Here is a 15282-nt window from a genome sequence, read left to right as displayed (position 1 = left end):
TCGGCTGGCAGGCGCTTCGTTGCGCCTTCTGGCTGAAAGAGGTAAGCAAAATACATATAGTGTCAGCCTGTGTAAATCCCCTCGCCTCCTCTCTGTTTCATAGTCCAAAATCATTTTTCCAGCATGCGGTAAATACTGTGACGCAATACGTTGGGCTTTGTTACAATTGGATTCAAATTGCCGTTGTTTAGAAGTTAGTGCTTGCTTACCCCGCCATTTAACAGGGAACAGTTCTGGCCACCACCATGTGTCCGCGAGCGACCATAATGAAATCATAATAATGTCGCCGTGCTGTTTACCCCGGAAAACAGGCATGACGTTAACCGATTTCCAGGAACACTGAATGGAACTTTTGACCCAATTACTGAATGCCCTCTGGGCTCAGGATTTTGAAACGCTGGCCAATCCCTCGATGATTGGTATGCTCTATTTCGTCTTGTTTATGATTCTGTTCCTTGAGAATGGATTACTTCCCGCCGCTTTTCTGCCTGGCGACAGTTTGTTGGTTCTGGTCGGCGTTCTCTGTGCTAAAGGGGCGATGTCCTTTCCCCAGACGGTGCTTTTACTGACCATTGCCGCCAGCCTGGGCTGTTGGGTGAGCTATATCCAGGGACGATGGCTGGGCAATACGCGCATTGTCCAGAACTGGCTCTCTCATCTGCCGGCGCATTACCATCAGCGTGCCCATCATCTGTTTCACAAACACGGGCTGTCGGCCCTGCTGCTGGGGCGCTTTATTGCCTTTGTGCGGACTTTATTGCCCACCATTGCGGGTCTTTCCGGTTTAAGCAGCGCGCGTTTTCAGTTCTTCAACTGGATGAGCGGCCTGCTGTGGGTGCTTATTCTGACCACGCTGGGCTATCTGCTGGGCAAAACACCGGTGTTCCTCAAGTATGAAGATCAGCTGATGTCATGCCTGATGCTGCTCCCGGTCGTGCTGCTGGTGTTTGGCTTGCTCGGCTCTCTTTATGTGCTCTGGAAAAAGAAATACGGAGCCAAGGGATAACATGGCAATCTCACCCCATTCTCTGCGCCGCCTCTCCTTTGCTATGGCTGCGCTGATGCTATTAAGCATCATGATTCTGATCTGGGCTGCGGTTCAGCATCAGGAGTCTACGCTGGCGATTCGCCCTATGAATCAGGGGTCCAGCGTACCGGACGGTTTTTCCGTCTGGCACCATCTGGACGCTAACGGCATTCGCTTTAAAAGTATTACCCCGCAAGACGATGTTCTGCTGATCAAATTTGATTCCAGCGCACAGAGTATTGCAGCTAAAGAGGTCCTCGACAGAACGCTGCCGCGCGGATATATCATTGCGTTACAGGATGATGACAGCCGCACCTCTGCCTGGTTAACCCGCCTGCGCGATACGTCGCACCGGTTTGGCTAATTACGAGGATTCTGAATCTTTTCACTCACTTTGGTGATATTGCCGTTTACTTACTATGCTTAAGTACGCGGAGCACCCAACAGAAGTTCTCCGCTTGTAACTGGAAAACGGTCACACCCTTGGGCAGACCGTAAACAATGGAAGGTTTCTATAATGAAATACCGCATCACTCTGGCATTAGCCCTTTTTTCAATCAGCACGGCCTCTTTTGCTAACACCTTGTGTCAGGAGAAGGAGCAGGAGATCCAACGCGAGATCAGTTATGCCGAAAAGCATAACAACCAGAACCGTATTGACGGTCTGAAAAAAGCGTTGAGCGAAGTCAAAGCCAACTGCTCAGACAGTAAGCTGCGTGCTGAACATCAGGAAAAAATCGCGGAACAGAAGGAAGAGATAGCGGAACGCCGTCAGGACCTGAAAGAAGCGAACGAGAAAGGTGATGCGGATAAGATTGCCAGGCGCGAGAAGAAACTGAAAGAGGCACAGGAAGAACTGAAAGCGCTGGAAGCTCGCGAATATTGAGTTAACGGAAATCTCACAGGAGAAAATCATGTCTAAAGATACCACCTCAGAACATCTGCGCGCTGAACTGAAATCCCTGGCGGATACCCTGGAAGAGGTGCTGAACTCCTCATCCGATAAATCGAAAGAAGAGTTGAGCAAACTGCGTAGCAAAGCAGAGAGCGCGTTGAAAGAGAGCCGCTATCGTCTGGGTGAAACCGGCGATGCGCTGGCGAAGCAAACGCGTGAAGCGGCTGCTCGTGCTGACGAATATGTTCGCGATAATCCGTGGACGGGCGTTGGTATCGGTGCCGCCGTGGGTGTGGTTCTGGGCGTACTCCTGACGCGTCGTTGATTATGGAAGATCCTCGTAACGCACAAGGGCCTGCTAAAAACGTCCTCGGCATCGGCCAGCGGATTTTAACCACGCTGGTGGGCATTGCCGAAACGCGCGTACGTCTGGCGGTCATTGAACTGGAAGAGGAGAAAGCAAATCTCTTCCAGATGCTGTTGATGCTGGGGCTGACCATGCTCTTTGCCGCGTTTGGTTTAATGAGCCTGATGGTATTGATCATCTGGGCCATTGACCCGCAGTATCGACTGAATGCGATGATCGCGACCACCGTTGTCCTGCTGGTGGCCGCATTAATAGGCGGTATCTGGACGTTGCGTAAAGCGCGCCAGTCCACGTTTTTGCGCCACACCCGCCAGGAGCTCGCTAACGATCGTTCCCTGCTGGAGGATGACAAGTCGTGAGCAGCAAAACTGAACGTCTGAAGCGTAAAGCGTATCTGCTCAGTGAGATCCAGCAGCAGCGGCTGGATCTTTCTGCCAGCCGTCGCGACTGGCTCGAGGTCACGCACTCTTACGATCGCGGCTGGAACACCCTGCTGAGCTTACGCTCCTGGGCACTGGTCGGGAGCAGCGTGATGGCTATCTGGACAGTTCGCCACCCCAGCATGCTGGTTCGCTGGGCGCGCCGCGGTTTTGGCGTGTGGAGCGCATGGCGTCTGGTAAAAGCCACGTTACGTCAGCAGCAGTTACGTTAGTCTGCCTGAAGTTGCCGGGCGGTACGCCTTTTGCCCGGCAAGTTCATCTCCCCTTCTCCCTTGCTCAATATCTTTGATGAAGTTTGACAGTTTTCCTTGCTAACAATTGTCATTCGTCACGTTTAATATCCTCTCCATCGACAGCAAACACGCGGTATAACCCCGGATTTGCACACAAAAAATAATCAGCAACCATTGTGGTTCCCTGGAGAGTAAAATGAAAAAATTAGAAGATGTTGGTGTACTGGTCGCACGCATTTTGATGCCAATTCTGTTTATCACCGCAGGCTGGGGCAAAATCACCGGCTACGCAGGTACCCAGCAATATATGGAAGCGATGGGCGTTCCGGGGTTCCTGTTACCGCTGACCATTCTGCTTGAGTTCGGCGGCGGCCTGGCCGTTCTGTTTGGCTTCCTGACCCGTACCACAGCGCTGTTTACCGCAGGCTTCACCCTGCTGACTGCCTTTATCTTCCACAGCAACTTTGCGGAAGGCATGAACTCTCTGATGTTCATGAAAAACCTGACTATTGCTGGCGGTTTCCTGCTTCTGGCTATCACCGGTCCTGGCGCATACAGCATTGACCGCGTGCTGAATAAGAAGTGGTAATCACGCTATACTGATTAAACAAAGCGAGGAGAATTCTCCTCGCTTTTGCTTTCCAGAGGAGGAAAACATGGGACAACTCGTTGACGGCGTCTGGCAAGATACCTGGTATGACACCAAATCCACTGGAGGACGCTTCAAGCGTTCCGTTTCGGCTTTCCGAAACTGGCTCACCGCGGACGGTGGACCGGGGCCGGGTGGCGAAGAGGGTTTTGCCGCGGAGAAAGACCGCTATCATCTGTACGTTTCTCTCGCCTGTCCGTGGGCGCACCGCACGCTGATCGTCCGTAAGCTGAAAGGGCTGGAATCGCTCATTCCTGTTTCCGTCGTGAATCCGCTCATGCTGGAAAACGGCTGGACCTTTGACAGCGATTTCCCGGCCGCCACCGGCGACACGCTGTATCACCACGATTTTATGTATCAGCTCTATCTTCGCGCCGATCCGCACTATACCGGCCGCGTCACTGTCCCTGTTCTCTGGGACAAGAAAAATCAGACCATCGTCAGTAATGAATCGGCGGAGATCATTCGCATGTTCAACACGGCATTTGATGCGCTGGGCGCGCGTGCGGGTGATTACTATCCGGTCGAGTTGCGCGACAAAATTGATGAGCTGAACAGCTGGATTTATGACAACGTCAATAACGGCGTTTATAAAGCCGGGTTCGCCACCAGCCAGGAAGCCTATGACGAAGCGGTGACGAAGGTCTTCGAGTCGCTGGAGCGTCTGGAGCAGATCCTTGGCCAGCATCGCTACCTCACCGGCGACCGTCTGACCGAAGCGGATATCCGACTGTGGACCACGCTGGTGCGCTTTGATCCGGTGTATGTCACCCACTTTAAATGCGATAAGCATCGCATCAGCGATTATCTCAACCTGTCCGGCTTCCTGCGCGATCTCTACCAGACGCCGGGAATTGCTGAAACGGTCGATTTCGATCATATTCGCACCCACTATTATCGCAGCCATAAAACGATTAACCCGACGGGTATTATTTCCATTGGCCCGTGGCAGGACCTCGACGAGCCGCACGGTCGCGACGTCCGTTTCGGTTAATTATTCAGGACATCAATCTTTAACCTTAATAATTCGCCCTGTGCGAACCCCAGGAGCGTACCGGCGTACGTGACTGGGGTAAGCGATTCCAGCCAGCACACAGGCCGCGTAAAGGATGACGAGGAAATGCCCTTTTTTAATTCATAATCTCCAGCTATCCTTACCTTGATTGCTTAAAAAACAAGTGATTGACTGATTATCGAGGCAAGGAAAATGGACTGGTATTTAAGAGTACTAAAAAACTACGTTGGATTTGGTGGCCGCGCCCGTCGCAAAGAGTACTGGATGTTTATTCTGGTGAACTTCATCCTGGCGATGGTGCTGGGGATTGTCGACAAAATTCTCGGCTGGGAGCGCGCAGGCGGCGAAGGTATTCTCACAACAATCTACGCGATACTGGTCTTTCTGCCTTCATGGGCGGTGGTGTTCCGTCGTCTGCATGATACCGATCGCTCGGCGTGGTGGTTGTTGCTTCTGCTGATCCCGGTGATCGGCTGGCTGGTGATCCTGATCTTCAACTGTCAGAACGGCACGCCTGGCGACAACCGTTTTGGACCCGATCCGAAATTAAAGCAATATTGATCCCTTCTGCGGTGTCGCAGGTGTTTAACGTTCAAAAAAAGTGTTCGTTATTCTTAAACTTGCTTCGCCGCTCTTCGCCTGTATTTTACTGCCACCTATAATATTGTTCGCTCAATGAACGAGCGGGTTAAATGTCTAAGGACAGGTGTTATGGATTGGTATTTGAAGGTATTAAAAAATTATTTTGGTTTTAGTGGACGCGCGCGTCGTAAAGAGTACTGGATGTTCATTCTGATCAATACGTTGATAACGCTGGCGCTTTCAAGAGCCGTCGTTATGTTGGATGTGTGGATTCTGGCTTCTATTTCTGCCCTGTATTCTATCCTGACGCTTATCCCTACCTGGGCGGTGGCCTTCCGTCGTTTACATGATACCGAACGTTCCGCATGGTGGCTGTTACTTATCGTGATCCCTGTTATTGGCTGGCTGGTTCTGCTGTGTTTCCTCTGTGAAAAAGGGACCGTAGGCGACAACCGCTTCGGGGCCAACCCCAAACTGAATACATAATTCATCGCCCGGTGGCGAAAGGCCACCGGGCAACGTTTTTATTTGTGGGCAAATAATTTTGGTATTTCACGCAGACACCAGGATTTGGCTTCGCCCATACTGTCACGACGCCACGCCATAATAATGTCTACTTCGCTGGTATATTCCGGGCTGACCACGCGCAGGCGTCCTTCGGCAATATCTTTCTCGACGAAAGGGTATGGCATTGTTGCCACGCCCAGTCCTGCCAGCAGGGCCTGACGTTTATCTTCCAGTGAAGTGACCGTCAGACGCGGCTGTTTATCCAGCAGCTGAACCGTCAATACCGGGCGCTCACGCGCGGTATCCGCCACGGCCACGCCGCGGTACTTCACACGTGTCACTTCGGATAACGGCTCCGGCTCCTGGTGAATCGGATGATCCGGTGCCGCCACGTAGACGTTCATCACGCTGTAGAGCTTTTTCGAGTTGATCTCTGAAGAGGAACGGAAGTGCATATCCGGCGCAATAACGATATCAGCCCGGCCCGTTTCCAGACGTTCCCACGCCCCCGCCAGCACCTCTGTGATGACCGAAAGCTGCGTATTGGCTTTGGCGGCCAGACGATCCACCAGCGGGAAGAGCGCCACCGTGGGGACCAGCGCTTCTGTGACCAGCGTCAGATGCGTCTCCCAGCCGCGGGCTAAGGCTTCTGCATCCGTGGTGAGCTTGTCTGCCGCTTCCAGCAGCACACGGCCGCGCTCAAGAAGCATACGGCCCACGTTGGTGAACTTGGTTCGGTGACCGGAACGGTCGAAGAGCACCACATCCAGCTCTTCTTCTAATTTTTGCATGGTGTAGCTCAGGGCGGACGGTACGCGCCCCAGCTCATCTGCCGCCGCAGCAAAACTGCCCCGCCTGTCGATGGCGTCCATTACGCGCAGCGCCTCAAGCGTCAAAGCTCTCTCTTTAGCCATTTCGTTCTCATTCAGGAAATTTGAACATACCGGGCAGAATATCTGGCTAACAATGAAGCGTCCATACCTTTACCATTGTTTTAGTGTAAAGAGAGGGCAGTTTTATGATTACGACAAGAACAGCAAAACAGTGCGGACAGGCCGATTTCGGTTGGCTGCAGGCCCGCTACACCTTCTCATTTGGACATTACTTTGACCCTAAACTGCTCGGTTACGCCTCACTGCGCGTGCTGAATCAGGAAGTGCTCGCACCCGGGGCCTCCTTCCAGCCACGCACGTATCCGAAAGTGGATATCCTGAATATCATCCTGGAAGGCGAAGCAGAATACCGCGACAGCGAGGGCAATCATGTCCAGGCGAAGGCAGGCGAAGCGTTGCTTATCTCAACGCAACCCGGTATTAGCTATAGCGAACATAATCTCAGCAAAGATAAGACGCTGACCCGCATGCAGCTGTGGCTGGATGCCTGTCCACAGCGCGAAAATCCGCTGGTGCAAAAAGTTACCCTTCAGGGAGGCCAGCAGCAGCTTATCGCCTCGCCGGACGGCAGTCAGGAGAGTCTGCAACTGCGCCAGCAGGCATGGATACACCATATCGACCTGAAAAAAGGCGAGCAGGCCCGTTTCCAGCTTCACGGCCCGCGAGCTTATCTGCAGTCGATTCATGGCACCGTGCACGCGTTAACGCATGCGGAAGAGAAAGAAGCGCTCACCTGCGGTGACGGGGCGTTTATTCGTGATGAAGCGAATATTACGCTGGTAGCTGATTCACCGCTGCGCGCGCTGTTGATTGATTTACCCGTGTAAACGCCCCCTCTCCTTTGCAAGGAGAGGGAAACCGTTAAATTTTACTCGCCATAATCTCGATAATTTGTCGGTCAGTCGCCTGCATTGACCGACATGCCAGCGCACACAGGTTAGCAATGGAGTGTTCCACATCGTGGGCAACAATGCCTTCATGGCCGGTGACAGCCGTATTCTCCAGCGCCATCATCACCGCTTTCCACGCGCTGCTGACGCTGGTGGATACCTTCATCGCACAGCTATTCGACGCGCCATCGCAGATCATTCCACTGACATCGCCGATCATGCTGCTTATCGCCATGGCAATCGCCTGATAGCGCCCGTCCAGAAGCCAGGCCATCCCTGCCGCCGCGCCCATGGCTGCCGTTGTGGCCGCGCACAGTGCGGATAAACGCGGAAGCTGGTGATGGATATAGATGGCAGACAGGTGCGAGAGCATCAGCGCACGCGCCAGCGTCTCTTCGTCGACTTTTAGGTGTTCTGCCACCACCAGCACCGGCATCGTGGCCGTAATGCCCTGGTTACCCGATCCGGAATTGCTCATGGCGGGCAGCGTTGCGCCGCCCATTCTGGCATCCGACGCGGCGCTGGTACGAATCACAATCGACGATCCGACATCCTCCGCGATAAACCCTCGCTGCTGCTGATGACGTAACGTCGCGCCGATATGCAGCCCCCATTTGCCGGACAATCCCTCCTGAGAAAGACGGTCATTCAGATGCGCGGCCTCAAGAATAAAGCGGATGGCCGAAAACGGCGCCTGCTCGACAAATTCCAGAATCTCCGCAAGCGTGGTATCCGCGAGCACCCCGAGCGGATCGACTGTGCCGCTTTGCTGCTGCTCATCAAGGGAAAAACAGGTTTCCCCCTGACAGACAATCTGCACCACGCGGGTATGGCCCCCGGCAATGGTCACGCTGGCAGACGCTTTGCCTGCGTAGACACAGGCCCGCGAGTAGAGAATATCCTCACAGGGGTCCTGCAGATTGACCTGGACCTTTCCTGCGTTAAGCAAGGCTTTTGCCCGGACGATGGCGTCATCAGACGCCGCTTTCAGCACCTCCAGCCCGGCCTGGGCATTTCCCCCGATAGCGCCCAGCGCGGCAGCAATAGGCAGCCCGACCATACCCGTGCCGGGCACCGTCACGCCTAAACCATTTTTCATCAGATTAGGCGAAACCCAGGCCTCGATGTGCGTGACGTCACCGGACAGTCGCGCGGCAGCCATCGCACAGGCCAGCGCCAGCGAAATGGGTTCTGTACAGCCTAATGCCGGTTTAACTTCTTCCTGTACAGCCTGAATAAACTGCGTCCATTTAGGATTGATTTGCTCTGACATCGTGACAACCTTATTCATACCTCAGGAGAACGCGAGGAAAGGAGAAACACACAGCAGCAACCCGGTGATAATAATGATCACCAGCGATACGCCTTTATATTTGTGCAGCGCCGGGACTTTATAGACCAGCCAGGCCGGAATTAAGCATCCCACCATGCCGAAGATCGGGCTACAGATAGAGGTGAAGCTCAGAACCGGGGCATTTAAGACGATGGCGCTCCAGGCCAGCAGAATGGCGAAAAGCATAATGCCGCGCTGCACGCTGCGTTCATTAATTTTGTCCGCAGGCATCTTACGGCGCAGAATATTCATTACGATGCCCTGCGTCGCTTCGCGAAAGCCCAGATAGACGCCAAAGAAGGCGGTCATTACGGCAAAAATATTCAGGATCACGCTGACGATTTTTACCCAGCCCGCGCCGTCACCGCTAATAAACTGCGCCGCAATCGCCAGGGCGGAGATATTTTGCTCGTAGGCTTTTACCGCTTCGTCATGCCCCATGGCGAGCGTGAACGACACCGCATAGAAAAAGACCGTCACAAACAGAATGGCAAACGCGATATTCATCGCCCGTAGCGCTTTATGGCGTGCCACCTCAATGGAGGTCGAACGTGAACGATAGGAAATGACCATCGGGCTTAAGGTCTGAATAAACAGAATCGACGTTAAGGTGAAGGGCAGCGTAATAATGGCGTTTTTAATCAGCAGGCCCATCGGGGGCAGCATGCCCACGTTTGCCAGATGCCAAAGCCCTATCATCGACAGCCCCAGCGCCGCCACCACAAACAGCTTCGTCAGCACCATCAGGCTGGAGACTTTAAACAGCAGCTTTTCACCGCGCGAAGAAATCGCTACCAGAATACAAATAAGAAACAGACCGTAGAACGGATTTTCGGACAGCAGACCTTCCGTCACGCCAAAGGTATGCAAATAAGAGGCGCTGTCGTTGGTGATGGCCGTGGAGTAAACAAACATCCAGATCACCAGCATCACAAAATAGAGCGCGCCTAATAAGATGCCCCAGTTTTTGCCCAGATAGCCGCTAATGACGCTTGGGTAATCTTTACATTCGGGTGACTCTGCCAGCGTGTTAATAAACAGCCGCTGAAAAAGATACATGGCCGGATAACCAATTATCGATGAAAGCAGGAAAACCCACAGACCCATTAAACCAACCTGCACCGGGAGAAAAACAATCCCTGCGCCGATCGCCATTCCGATACTCATGATTATCCAGCCGGTATCATTGCTGTCGAATTTAATCGCGTCCTGCCATTCACGCTCACTCATTCCCGCCCGCCTTGCCGCCGGGGAGTCATTCACTATTACGCTGCTGTTTGTCGCCGTATCCATTGGGCTCTCGCTTATTTTGTAGGGTAGACAGTTATTATTTTGAGTTTCCACTCATCAGCGATAATGAGTGTGAGGGTTGCAGGCGCGTATTATTGGAATGGAGCGATCATACCGGGGAGGTGAGAGAAAAAAGCCACACAATTTATCAGGTCTTTCTCAAAGTTAAGCAAAGTTTTCTCTTATCGAACACGAAATAGAAAAAATTGCCAAAAGTGACGGGCTTCACGAAATAAAAAAGCCCCCTTTTGAGGGGGCTGAAAGAGGCCACGGATTTAAATCGCCTCGGTAAAGGTTCGTGAAATGACGTCCTGCTGCTGCTCGCGCGTCAGCGCATTAAACCGCACGGCATACCCTGAAACCCGGATCGTCAGATTAGGGTAATTGTCCGGATGGGCAATGGCGTCCATCAGCATTTCCCGGTTCATGACATTCACGTTCAGGTGCTGGCCGCCTTCAATGGAGGCTTCATGATGGAAATAACCGTCCAGCAGGCCCACCAGATTGGTTTTACGCACCCCTTCGTCTTTACCCAGCGCCTGCGGCACAATGGAAAACGTGTACGAGATGCCGTCTTTGGCGTAGGTGAACGGCAGCTTCGCCACCGAGGTCAACGAGGCAACCGCCCCCTTGCGGTCGCGTCCATGCATCGGGTTAGCGCCAGGCGCAAACGGCGTCCCACCACGACGACCATCCGGCGTGTTACCGGTCTTCTGACCGTAGACCACGTTGGAGGTGATGGTCAGGATCGACTGCGTCGGCACCGCGTTGCGGTACGTCGGAAGCGCCTGAATTTTTTTCATAAAGCGCTCAACCAGATCGCAGGCGATGCTGTCCACGCGATCGTCGTTATTGCCGTACTGCGGGTACTCTCCTTCTATCACAAAATCGACCGCCAGCCCGGTATGGTCACGTACCGGTTTCACGGCGGCATATTTAATTGCCGAGAGTGAATCCGCCGCCACCGACAGACCGGCAATCCCGCACGCCATAGTGCGGTGTACGTCGCGGTCGTGCAGCGCCATCAGCGAGGTTTCATAGCTGTATTTATCATGCATATAGTGGATGAGGTTTAACGCGCTGACATACTGTACGGCCAGCCAGTCCATAAAATGATCCAGGCTCGCCATGACGGTTTCATAATCCAGCACGTCATCCAGCAGCGGGTCGGTTTTAGGCCCGACCTGGATCTTCAGCTTCTCGTCCACCCCGCCGTTGATGGCGTACAGCAGCGTTTTCGCCAGGTTGGCACGCGCACCAAAGAACTGCATCTGCTTGCCGATAACCATCGGGCTGACGCAGCAGGCAATGGCGTAATCATCGCTGTCAAAATCCACGCGCATCAGATCGTCGTTTTCATACTGCAATGACGACGTGGCAATGGACATTTCTGCGGCATATTTCTTAAAGGCGATCGGGAGTTTCTCTGACCAGAGGATCGTCAGGTTGGGTTCGGGTGCAGGCCCCATAGTGTGCAGCGTGTGCAGGTAACGGAACGACGATTTGCTGACCAGCGTCCGGCCATCCAGCCCCATACCGCCGATTACTTCCGTGGCCCAAATCGGATCGCCTGAGAAAAGGGTATCGAACTCCGGCGTGCGCAGGAAACGCACCATGCGGATTTTCATGATGAAATGGTCGATCAGCTCCTGCGCCTGGATCTCATTCAGACGCCCTGCCTGCATATCGCGTTCAATATAAATATCGAGGAAGGTCGCGGTGCGCCCGAGCGACATGGCCCCGCCATTTTGCGACTTCACGGCAGCGAGGTAGGCGAAGTAGAGCCACTGCACCGCCTCCTGCGCGTTCATCGCCGGACGAGAGATATCGTAGCCGTACGCGGCCGCCATCTGCTGGATCTGCAGCAGGGCGCGTTTATGTTCCGCTAACTCCTCACGCAGGCGGATGGTGGCCTCGAGATCTTCGCCCCGCTCCATCTTCGGCTGGAGGTCGGCAAACTGGCATTCGCGCTCGTTCACCAGATAGCGGATCCCATAAAGCGCCACGCGGCGATAATCGCCAATAATACGCCCTCGCCCGTAACCATCCGGCAGGCCCGTGAGCACGCCGGATTTACGGCAGCGCATCATCTCCGGCGAGTAGACGTCAAAGACCCCCTGATTGTGGGTTTTCCGCAGATGGGTGAACACATACTCAAACTGCGGGTCCATTTCGCGACCGTAGGCTTCGAACGAGCTGCGGATCATGTTGATCCCGCCGTACGGATGCAGCGCTCGCTTCAGCGGTTGATCCGTTTGCAGACCCACGATCGTTTCCCGTTTCTTATCGATGTATCCCGGGCCGTGAGCCGTGATCGTCGTGGCAATATTCAGATCAAAATCGACAGGGGCGTGGGTCGCATTTTCCTGACGAATCCCCTCCATCACTTTTTGCCACAACGCCGTCGTAGCAGGCGTCGCCTGCGCAAGAAACGATTCGTCGCCTTCGTACGGGGTATAGTTGTGCTGAATAAAATCGCGCACGTTAATACTGTCCTGCCAGTCATTGCCGCGAAAACCGGCCCACGCGTCGCTGTAGGGGGCGATGCGGGTATCAATCGTTACCTTCATGATTTTCTCTCTGTATCAGACGTACGCCGCAGCCAGACAGTCCTTTCCAAGACGGAGGGCATCCAGTGCGATCATTTTTTCTTCGTTAGTGGGGATCACGACGCAGGCGGCACGGGAGGTCGGCGTAGTGACGATCCGCTCGCCTGAGCTGTTTGGCTGGGCATTTTTTACCGGATCGATCTCAATGCCGAACACCGCCAGACGTTCCATCACCAGGTGGCGAATAAGCCGGGAGTTTTCGCCAATGCCGCCGGTAAACACGATGCCGTCGAGCCGATGCAGAGACGCTGCATGTCCGGCGATGTGACGTGCAATACGATGGACAAAAGTTTCAATCGCCAGTCGCGCGCGCTCGTGTCCTTCCTGCCACGCTTTTTCCAGAGTACGCAGGTCAGAAGAGAGACCGGAAAGACCAAGCAATCCAGACTCTTTATTGGCCACGCGTTCGAGATCCTCAAAAGATTGTCCCGTTTGCTGGGCAATCCACGCCATGGCCCCGAAATCGACGTCGCCGCAGCGGGTCCCCATCATGAGCCCTTCCAGCGGGGTCATGCCCATGGAGGTATCCACGCTTTTTCCGTTTTTTACCGCACAGATCGATGCCCCGTTCCCCAGATGGGCAATCACCAGCCCGCTGTCTTCCTGAGGCACATCCAACAGCGTCAGGGCCTGCAGGGAAACATAGCGGTGCGAGGTACCGTGAAAACCGTAGCGACGCACGCCCAGCTCTTCAAAATAGCGATACGGCAGGCCGTACAAATAGGCGGGTGGCGAAAGCGTCTGGTGGAAACTGGTGTCGAACACCGCCACCTGCTGGATGCCAGGGAAAAGCTGCTGTGCGGCTTCCACACCGCTGAGGTTGGCGTAGTTATGTAACGGTGCCAGCGACGACACCGTGCGGATCTGCTCAATAACGTCGTCAGTGATGAGGGTGGACTCGCTAAAAAGGCTGCCGCCGTGGGCGATGCGATGACCAATCAACGCCACGCTGTCCACTAAATCGCGCTTTTCCAGCTCCAGGGCGATGGCTGCCAGCGCCCCTTCGTAGTCCTTGCGAGCCAGCGGTGCTGGCTCGCCCCCATTCACGGAAATAAAGGCGTTCTCTGTATTCACGCCGTCGACCAATCCCGTGACCAGTGCGTCGCCGCTTGCCGCATCCAGTACGGAAAACTTCACAGAGGACGATCCACAGTTAATCACCAATACAACCGGAAATTCATTCATCTCATTACTCCGCTCTTCCTGAGCTAAAAAATCAGAACAATTTGTAAACGATATTCAGAATGGTCAGCAGACCAATGGCCGTGACGAAGAGGTTTTCCGTTCTGCCTTTGAATTTAGCCAGCGCGGGAACCTTACGGATGGCATACATCGGCAGCAGGCACAGCAGCGACGCGATGATTGGCGCGCCCATGGCTTCAATAAGGTCAAGAATGTTCGGGTTGGCGTACGCCACGACCCAGGTTGACCCCATGATGAACACCATGCTGATGGTATTGAGTTTGCCAACAGAGACCTTTTTCTTATCGCCTTTGTAGCCAAATTTCAGCACCAGGCCGTTCAGCCCTTCCAGCGTGCCGAGATAGTGGCCGAAGAAGGATTTGAAAATAGCGACCAGCGCGATGATTGAGGCGCCATATTCAAGCACGGTGGCAAATGTCGATTTGGTCCCGGACATGGAGGCAAAGTGGTTTGCCAGGTAGGAGAGCACCGGAATATTTTGCGCTTTGGCTTCGGCCATGTTCTGCGGGGAGAGGGTAAACAGGCAGCTAAAGGCAAAGAACATCACCACCGCAACCATCAGCAGGCTGGCGCGACCAATAATTTTGGAACATTTCTGCTCGGTGTACTCTTTGCCAAACTCGCCTTCGTACTCTTCGCGTTTCGATACCACAAACGAGGAGACAATAGGTGAGAAGTTGAACGAGAAGACCATGATAGAGATACCCAGCCAGACGGTCACCAGTATGCCGTCATGCCCGGTAAAGGCGATGTCGCTCAGGTTAACCTGATCGATAACCGCCGAGTTCCAGTAAGGGATCAGGGAGAGTGAAATCAGCACCAGACTGGCGATAAACGGAAACACCAGGAAGCTCATGACCTTCACCATCAGGTCTTTACCGAACCAGATGACAAAGGCCATCAGCAGCAGCAGGAACAGGGCGACAAACCCCCGGTTTAATGCAGGCAGCTGCAGCTGGTTTTCCCAGAAGGTCATAAAGGTGTTTGTAATCGTCACCCCGTAAATCCACAGCAGCGGACAGATAGCAAAAAAGTAGAGGAAGGTAATGACGACCCCACCCGTTTTGCCAAAATGCTCTTCCACCGTTTCGGTGATATTGCCCGAAGGATTACTGCCCGACAGACACAGGCGCGCCAACGCGCGGTGGCAGTAAAAGGCGATCGGGAAGGCCAGAACCAGCATCAATAAAATGGGAATCAGGCCGCCAAAACCCGCGCGAATAGGGAAGAATAACACCCCTGCGCCGATGGCCGTACCAAACAGCCCAAGCGTCCAGGTGGTGTCAGATTTTCGCCAGGATGTCGTTTTTGACTGACCGACAATAATGCTTTCAGTGTTGCTCATAAAT

The 15282-nt window shown here is 53.9% G+C and carries 17 protein-coding genes; 11 read left to right on the top strand and 6 right to left on the bottom strand.

Annotated elements, in window-relative coordinates:
- Positions 1-343 precede the first annotated feature (343 nt).
- From yqjA to LZP96_RS12605, 10 genes are all read left to right on the top strand, one after another.
- Positions 344-1006, top strand: a complete 663-nt coding sequence (gene yqjA, locus LZP96_RS12650) for a DedA family general envelope maintenance protein YqjA (RefSeq protein ID WP_064327502.1) — start codon at positions 344-346, stop codon at positions 1004-1006.
- A gap of 1 nt (position 1007) precedes the next feature.
- Positions 1008-1391, top strand: coding sequence for an EnvZ/OmpR regulon moderator MzrA (mzrA, locus tag LZP96_RS12645; RefSeq protein ID WP_064327503.1), 384 nt, complete (start codon positions 1008-1010; stop codon positions 1389-1391).
- A 153-nt stretch (positions 1392-1544) separates the two neighbouring features.
- Positions 1545-1913 (top strand): DUF1090 domain-containing protein, encoded by a 369-nt coding sequence (locus tag LZP96_RS12640; RefSeq protein WP_258926041.1) that lies wholly within the window; start codon positions 1545-1547, stop codon positions 1911-1913.
- A gap of 28 nt (positions 1914-1941) precedes the next feature.
- Complete coding sequence (locus LZP96_RS12635; RefSeq protein WP_064327505.1) at positions 1942-2247, top strand: ElaB/YgaM/YqjD family protein; 306 nt, start codon at positions 1942-1944, stop codon at positions 2245-2247.
- A gap of 2 nt (positions 2248-2249) precedes the next feature.
- On the top strand, positions 2250-2648 hold the full coding sequence (locus LZP96_RS12630; RefSeq protein WP_064327506.1) for a phage holin family protein: 399 nt from the start codon (positions 2250-2252) through the stop codon (positions 2646-2648).
- Positions 2645-2941, top strand: coding sequence for a YqjK-like family protein (locus LZP96_RS12625; RefSeq protein WP_064327507.1), 297 nt, complete (start codon positions 2645-2647; stop codon positions 2939-2941). Before LZP96_RS12630 ends, LZP96_RS12625 begins: the two co-directional genes overlap by 4 nt.
- 217 nt (positions 2942-3158) lie before the next feature.
- Positions 3159-3551 carry a DoxX family protein gene (locus LZP96_RS12620; protein ID WP_064327508.1) on the top strand — a complete coding sequence of 131 codons (393 nt, stop codon included), beginning with the start codon at positions 3159-3161 and terminating at the stop codon, positions 3549-3551.
- Between the two features lie 67 nt (positions 3552-3618).
- On the top strand, positions 3619-4605 hold the full coding sequence (locus LZP96_RS12615) for a glutathione S-transferase family protein (RefSeq protein ID WP_064327509.1): 987 nt from the start codon (positions 3619-3621) through the stop codon (positions 4603-4605).
- Positions 4606-4818: 213 nt separating this feature from the next.
- A complete protein-coding gene (locus LZP96_RS12610; protein ID WP_064327510.1) occupies positions 4819-5187 on the top strand; it encodes a DUF805 domain-containing protein in 369 nt (122 codons plus the stop codon).
- 150 nt (positions 5188-5337) lie between these two features.
- Positions 5338-5694 carry a DUF805 domain-containing protein gene (locus LZP96_RS12605; protein WP_064327511.1) on the top strand — a complete coding sequence of 119 codons (357 nt, stop codon included), beginning with the start codon at positions 5338-5340 and terminating at the stop codon, positions 5692-5694.
- A gap of 38 nt (positions 5695-5732) precedes the next feature.
- Here LZP96_RS12605 and LZP96_RS12600 read toward each other — a convergent pair whose 3' ends face one another.
- The gene (locus LZP96_RS12600) at positions 5733-6629 is read right to left on the bottom strand and encodes a LysR family transcriptional regulator (RefSeq protein ID WP_064327512.1); all 897 of its coding nucleotides are present in this window, start codon (positions 6627-6629) and stop codon (positions 5733-5735) included.
- 104 nt (positions 6630-6733) lie between these two features.
- On the opposite strand from LZP96_RS12600, the gene LZP96_RS12595 reads away from it, so the two are divergent.
- On the top strand, positions 6734-7435 hold the full coding sequence (locus LZP96_RS12595) for a pirin family protein (protein ID WP_064327513.1): 702 nt from the start codon (positions 6734-6736) through the stop codon (positions 7433-7435).
- Between the two features lie 34 nt (positions 7436-7469).
- Here LZP96_RS12595 and LZP96_RS12590 read toward each other — a convergent pair whose 3' ends face one another.
- The 5 genes from LZP96_RS12590 to tdcC form a co-directional block, all read right to left on the bottom strand.
- Positions 7470-8771: an L-cysteine desulfidase family protein gene (locus tag LZP96_RS12590; RefSeq protein WP_064327514.1), complete on the bottom strand. Its 1302-nt coding sequence runs from the start codon at positions 8769-8771 to the stop codon at positions 7470-7472.
- 21 nt (positions 8772-8792) lie between these two features.
- A complete protein-coding gene (locus LZP96_RS12585) occupies positions 8793-10124 on the bottom strand; it encodes an SLC5/6 family protein (protein ID WP_064327515.1) in 1332 nt (443 codons plus the stop codon).
- Positions 10125-10396: 272 nt separating this feature from the next.
- Positions 10397-12691 (bottom strand): formate C-acetyltransferase, encoded by a 2295-nt coding sequence (pflB, locus tag LZP96_RS12580; protein WP_064327516.1) that lies wholly within the window; start codon positions 12689-12691, stop codon positions 10397-10399.
- Positions 12692-12706: 15 nt separating this feature from the next.
- Positions 12707-13915, bottom strand: coding sequence for a propionate kinase (gene tdcD, locus LZP96_RS12575; protein WP_064327517.1), 1209 nt, complete (start codon positions 13913-13915; stop codon positions 12707-12709).
- Positions 13916-13946: 31 nt separating this feature from the next.
- The gene (gene tdcC / locus LZP96_RS12570; protein WP_064327518.1) at positions 13947-15278 is read right to left on the bottom strand and encodes a threonine/serine transporter TdcC; all 1332 of its coding nucleotides are present in this window, start codon (positions 15276-15278) and stop codon (positions 13947-13949) included.
- Positions 15279-15282: the final 4 nt, after the last annotated feature.

This window comes from Huaxiibacter chinensis (assembly GCF_022171985.1).
GTDB classification, from domain to species: Bacteria; Pseudomonadota; Gammaproteobacteria; order Enterobacterales; family Enterobacteriaceae; genus Enterobacter; species Enterobacter chinensis_A.
The sequence above is the reverse complement of the archived record's forward strand: the minus strand, read 5'-3'. Positions and strand labels throughout refer to the sequence as shown.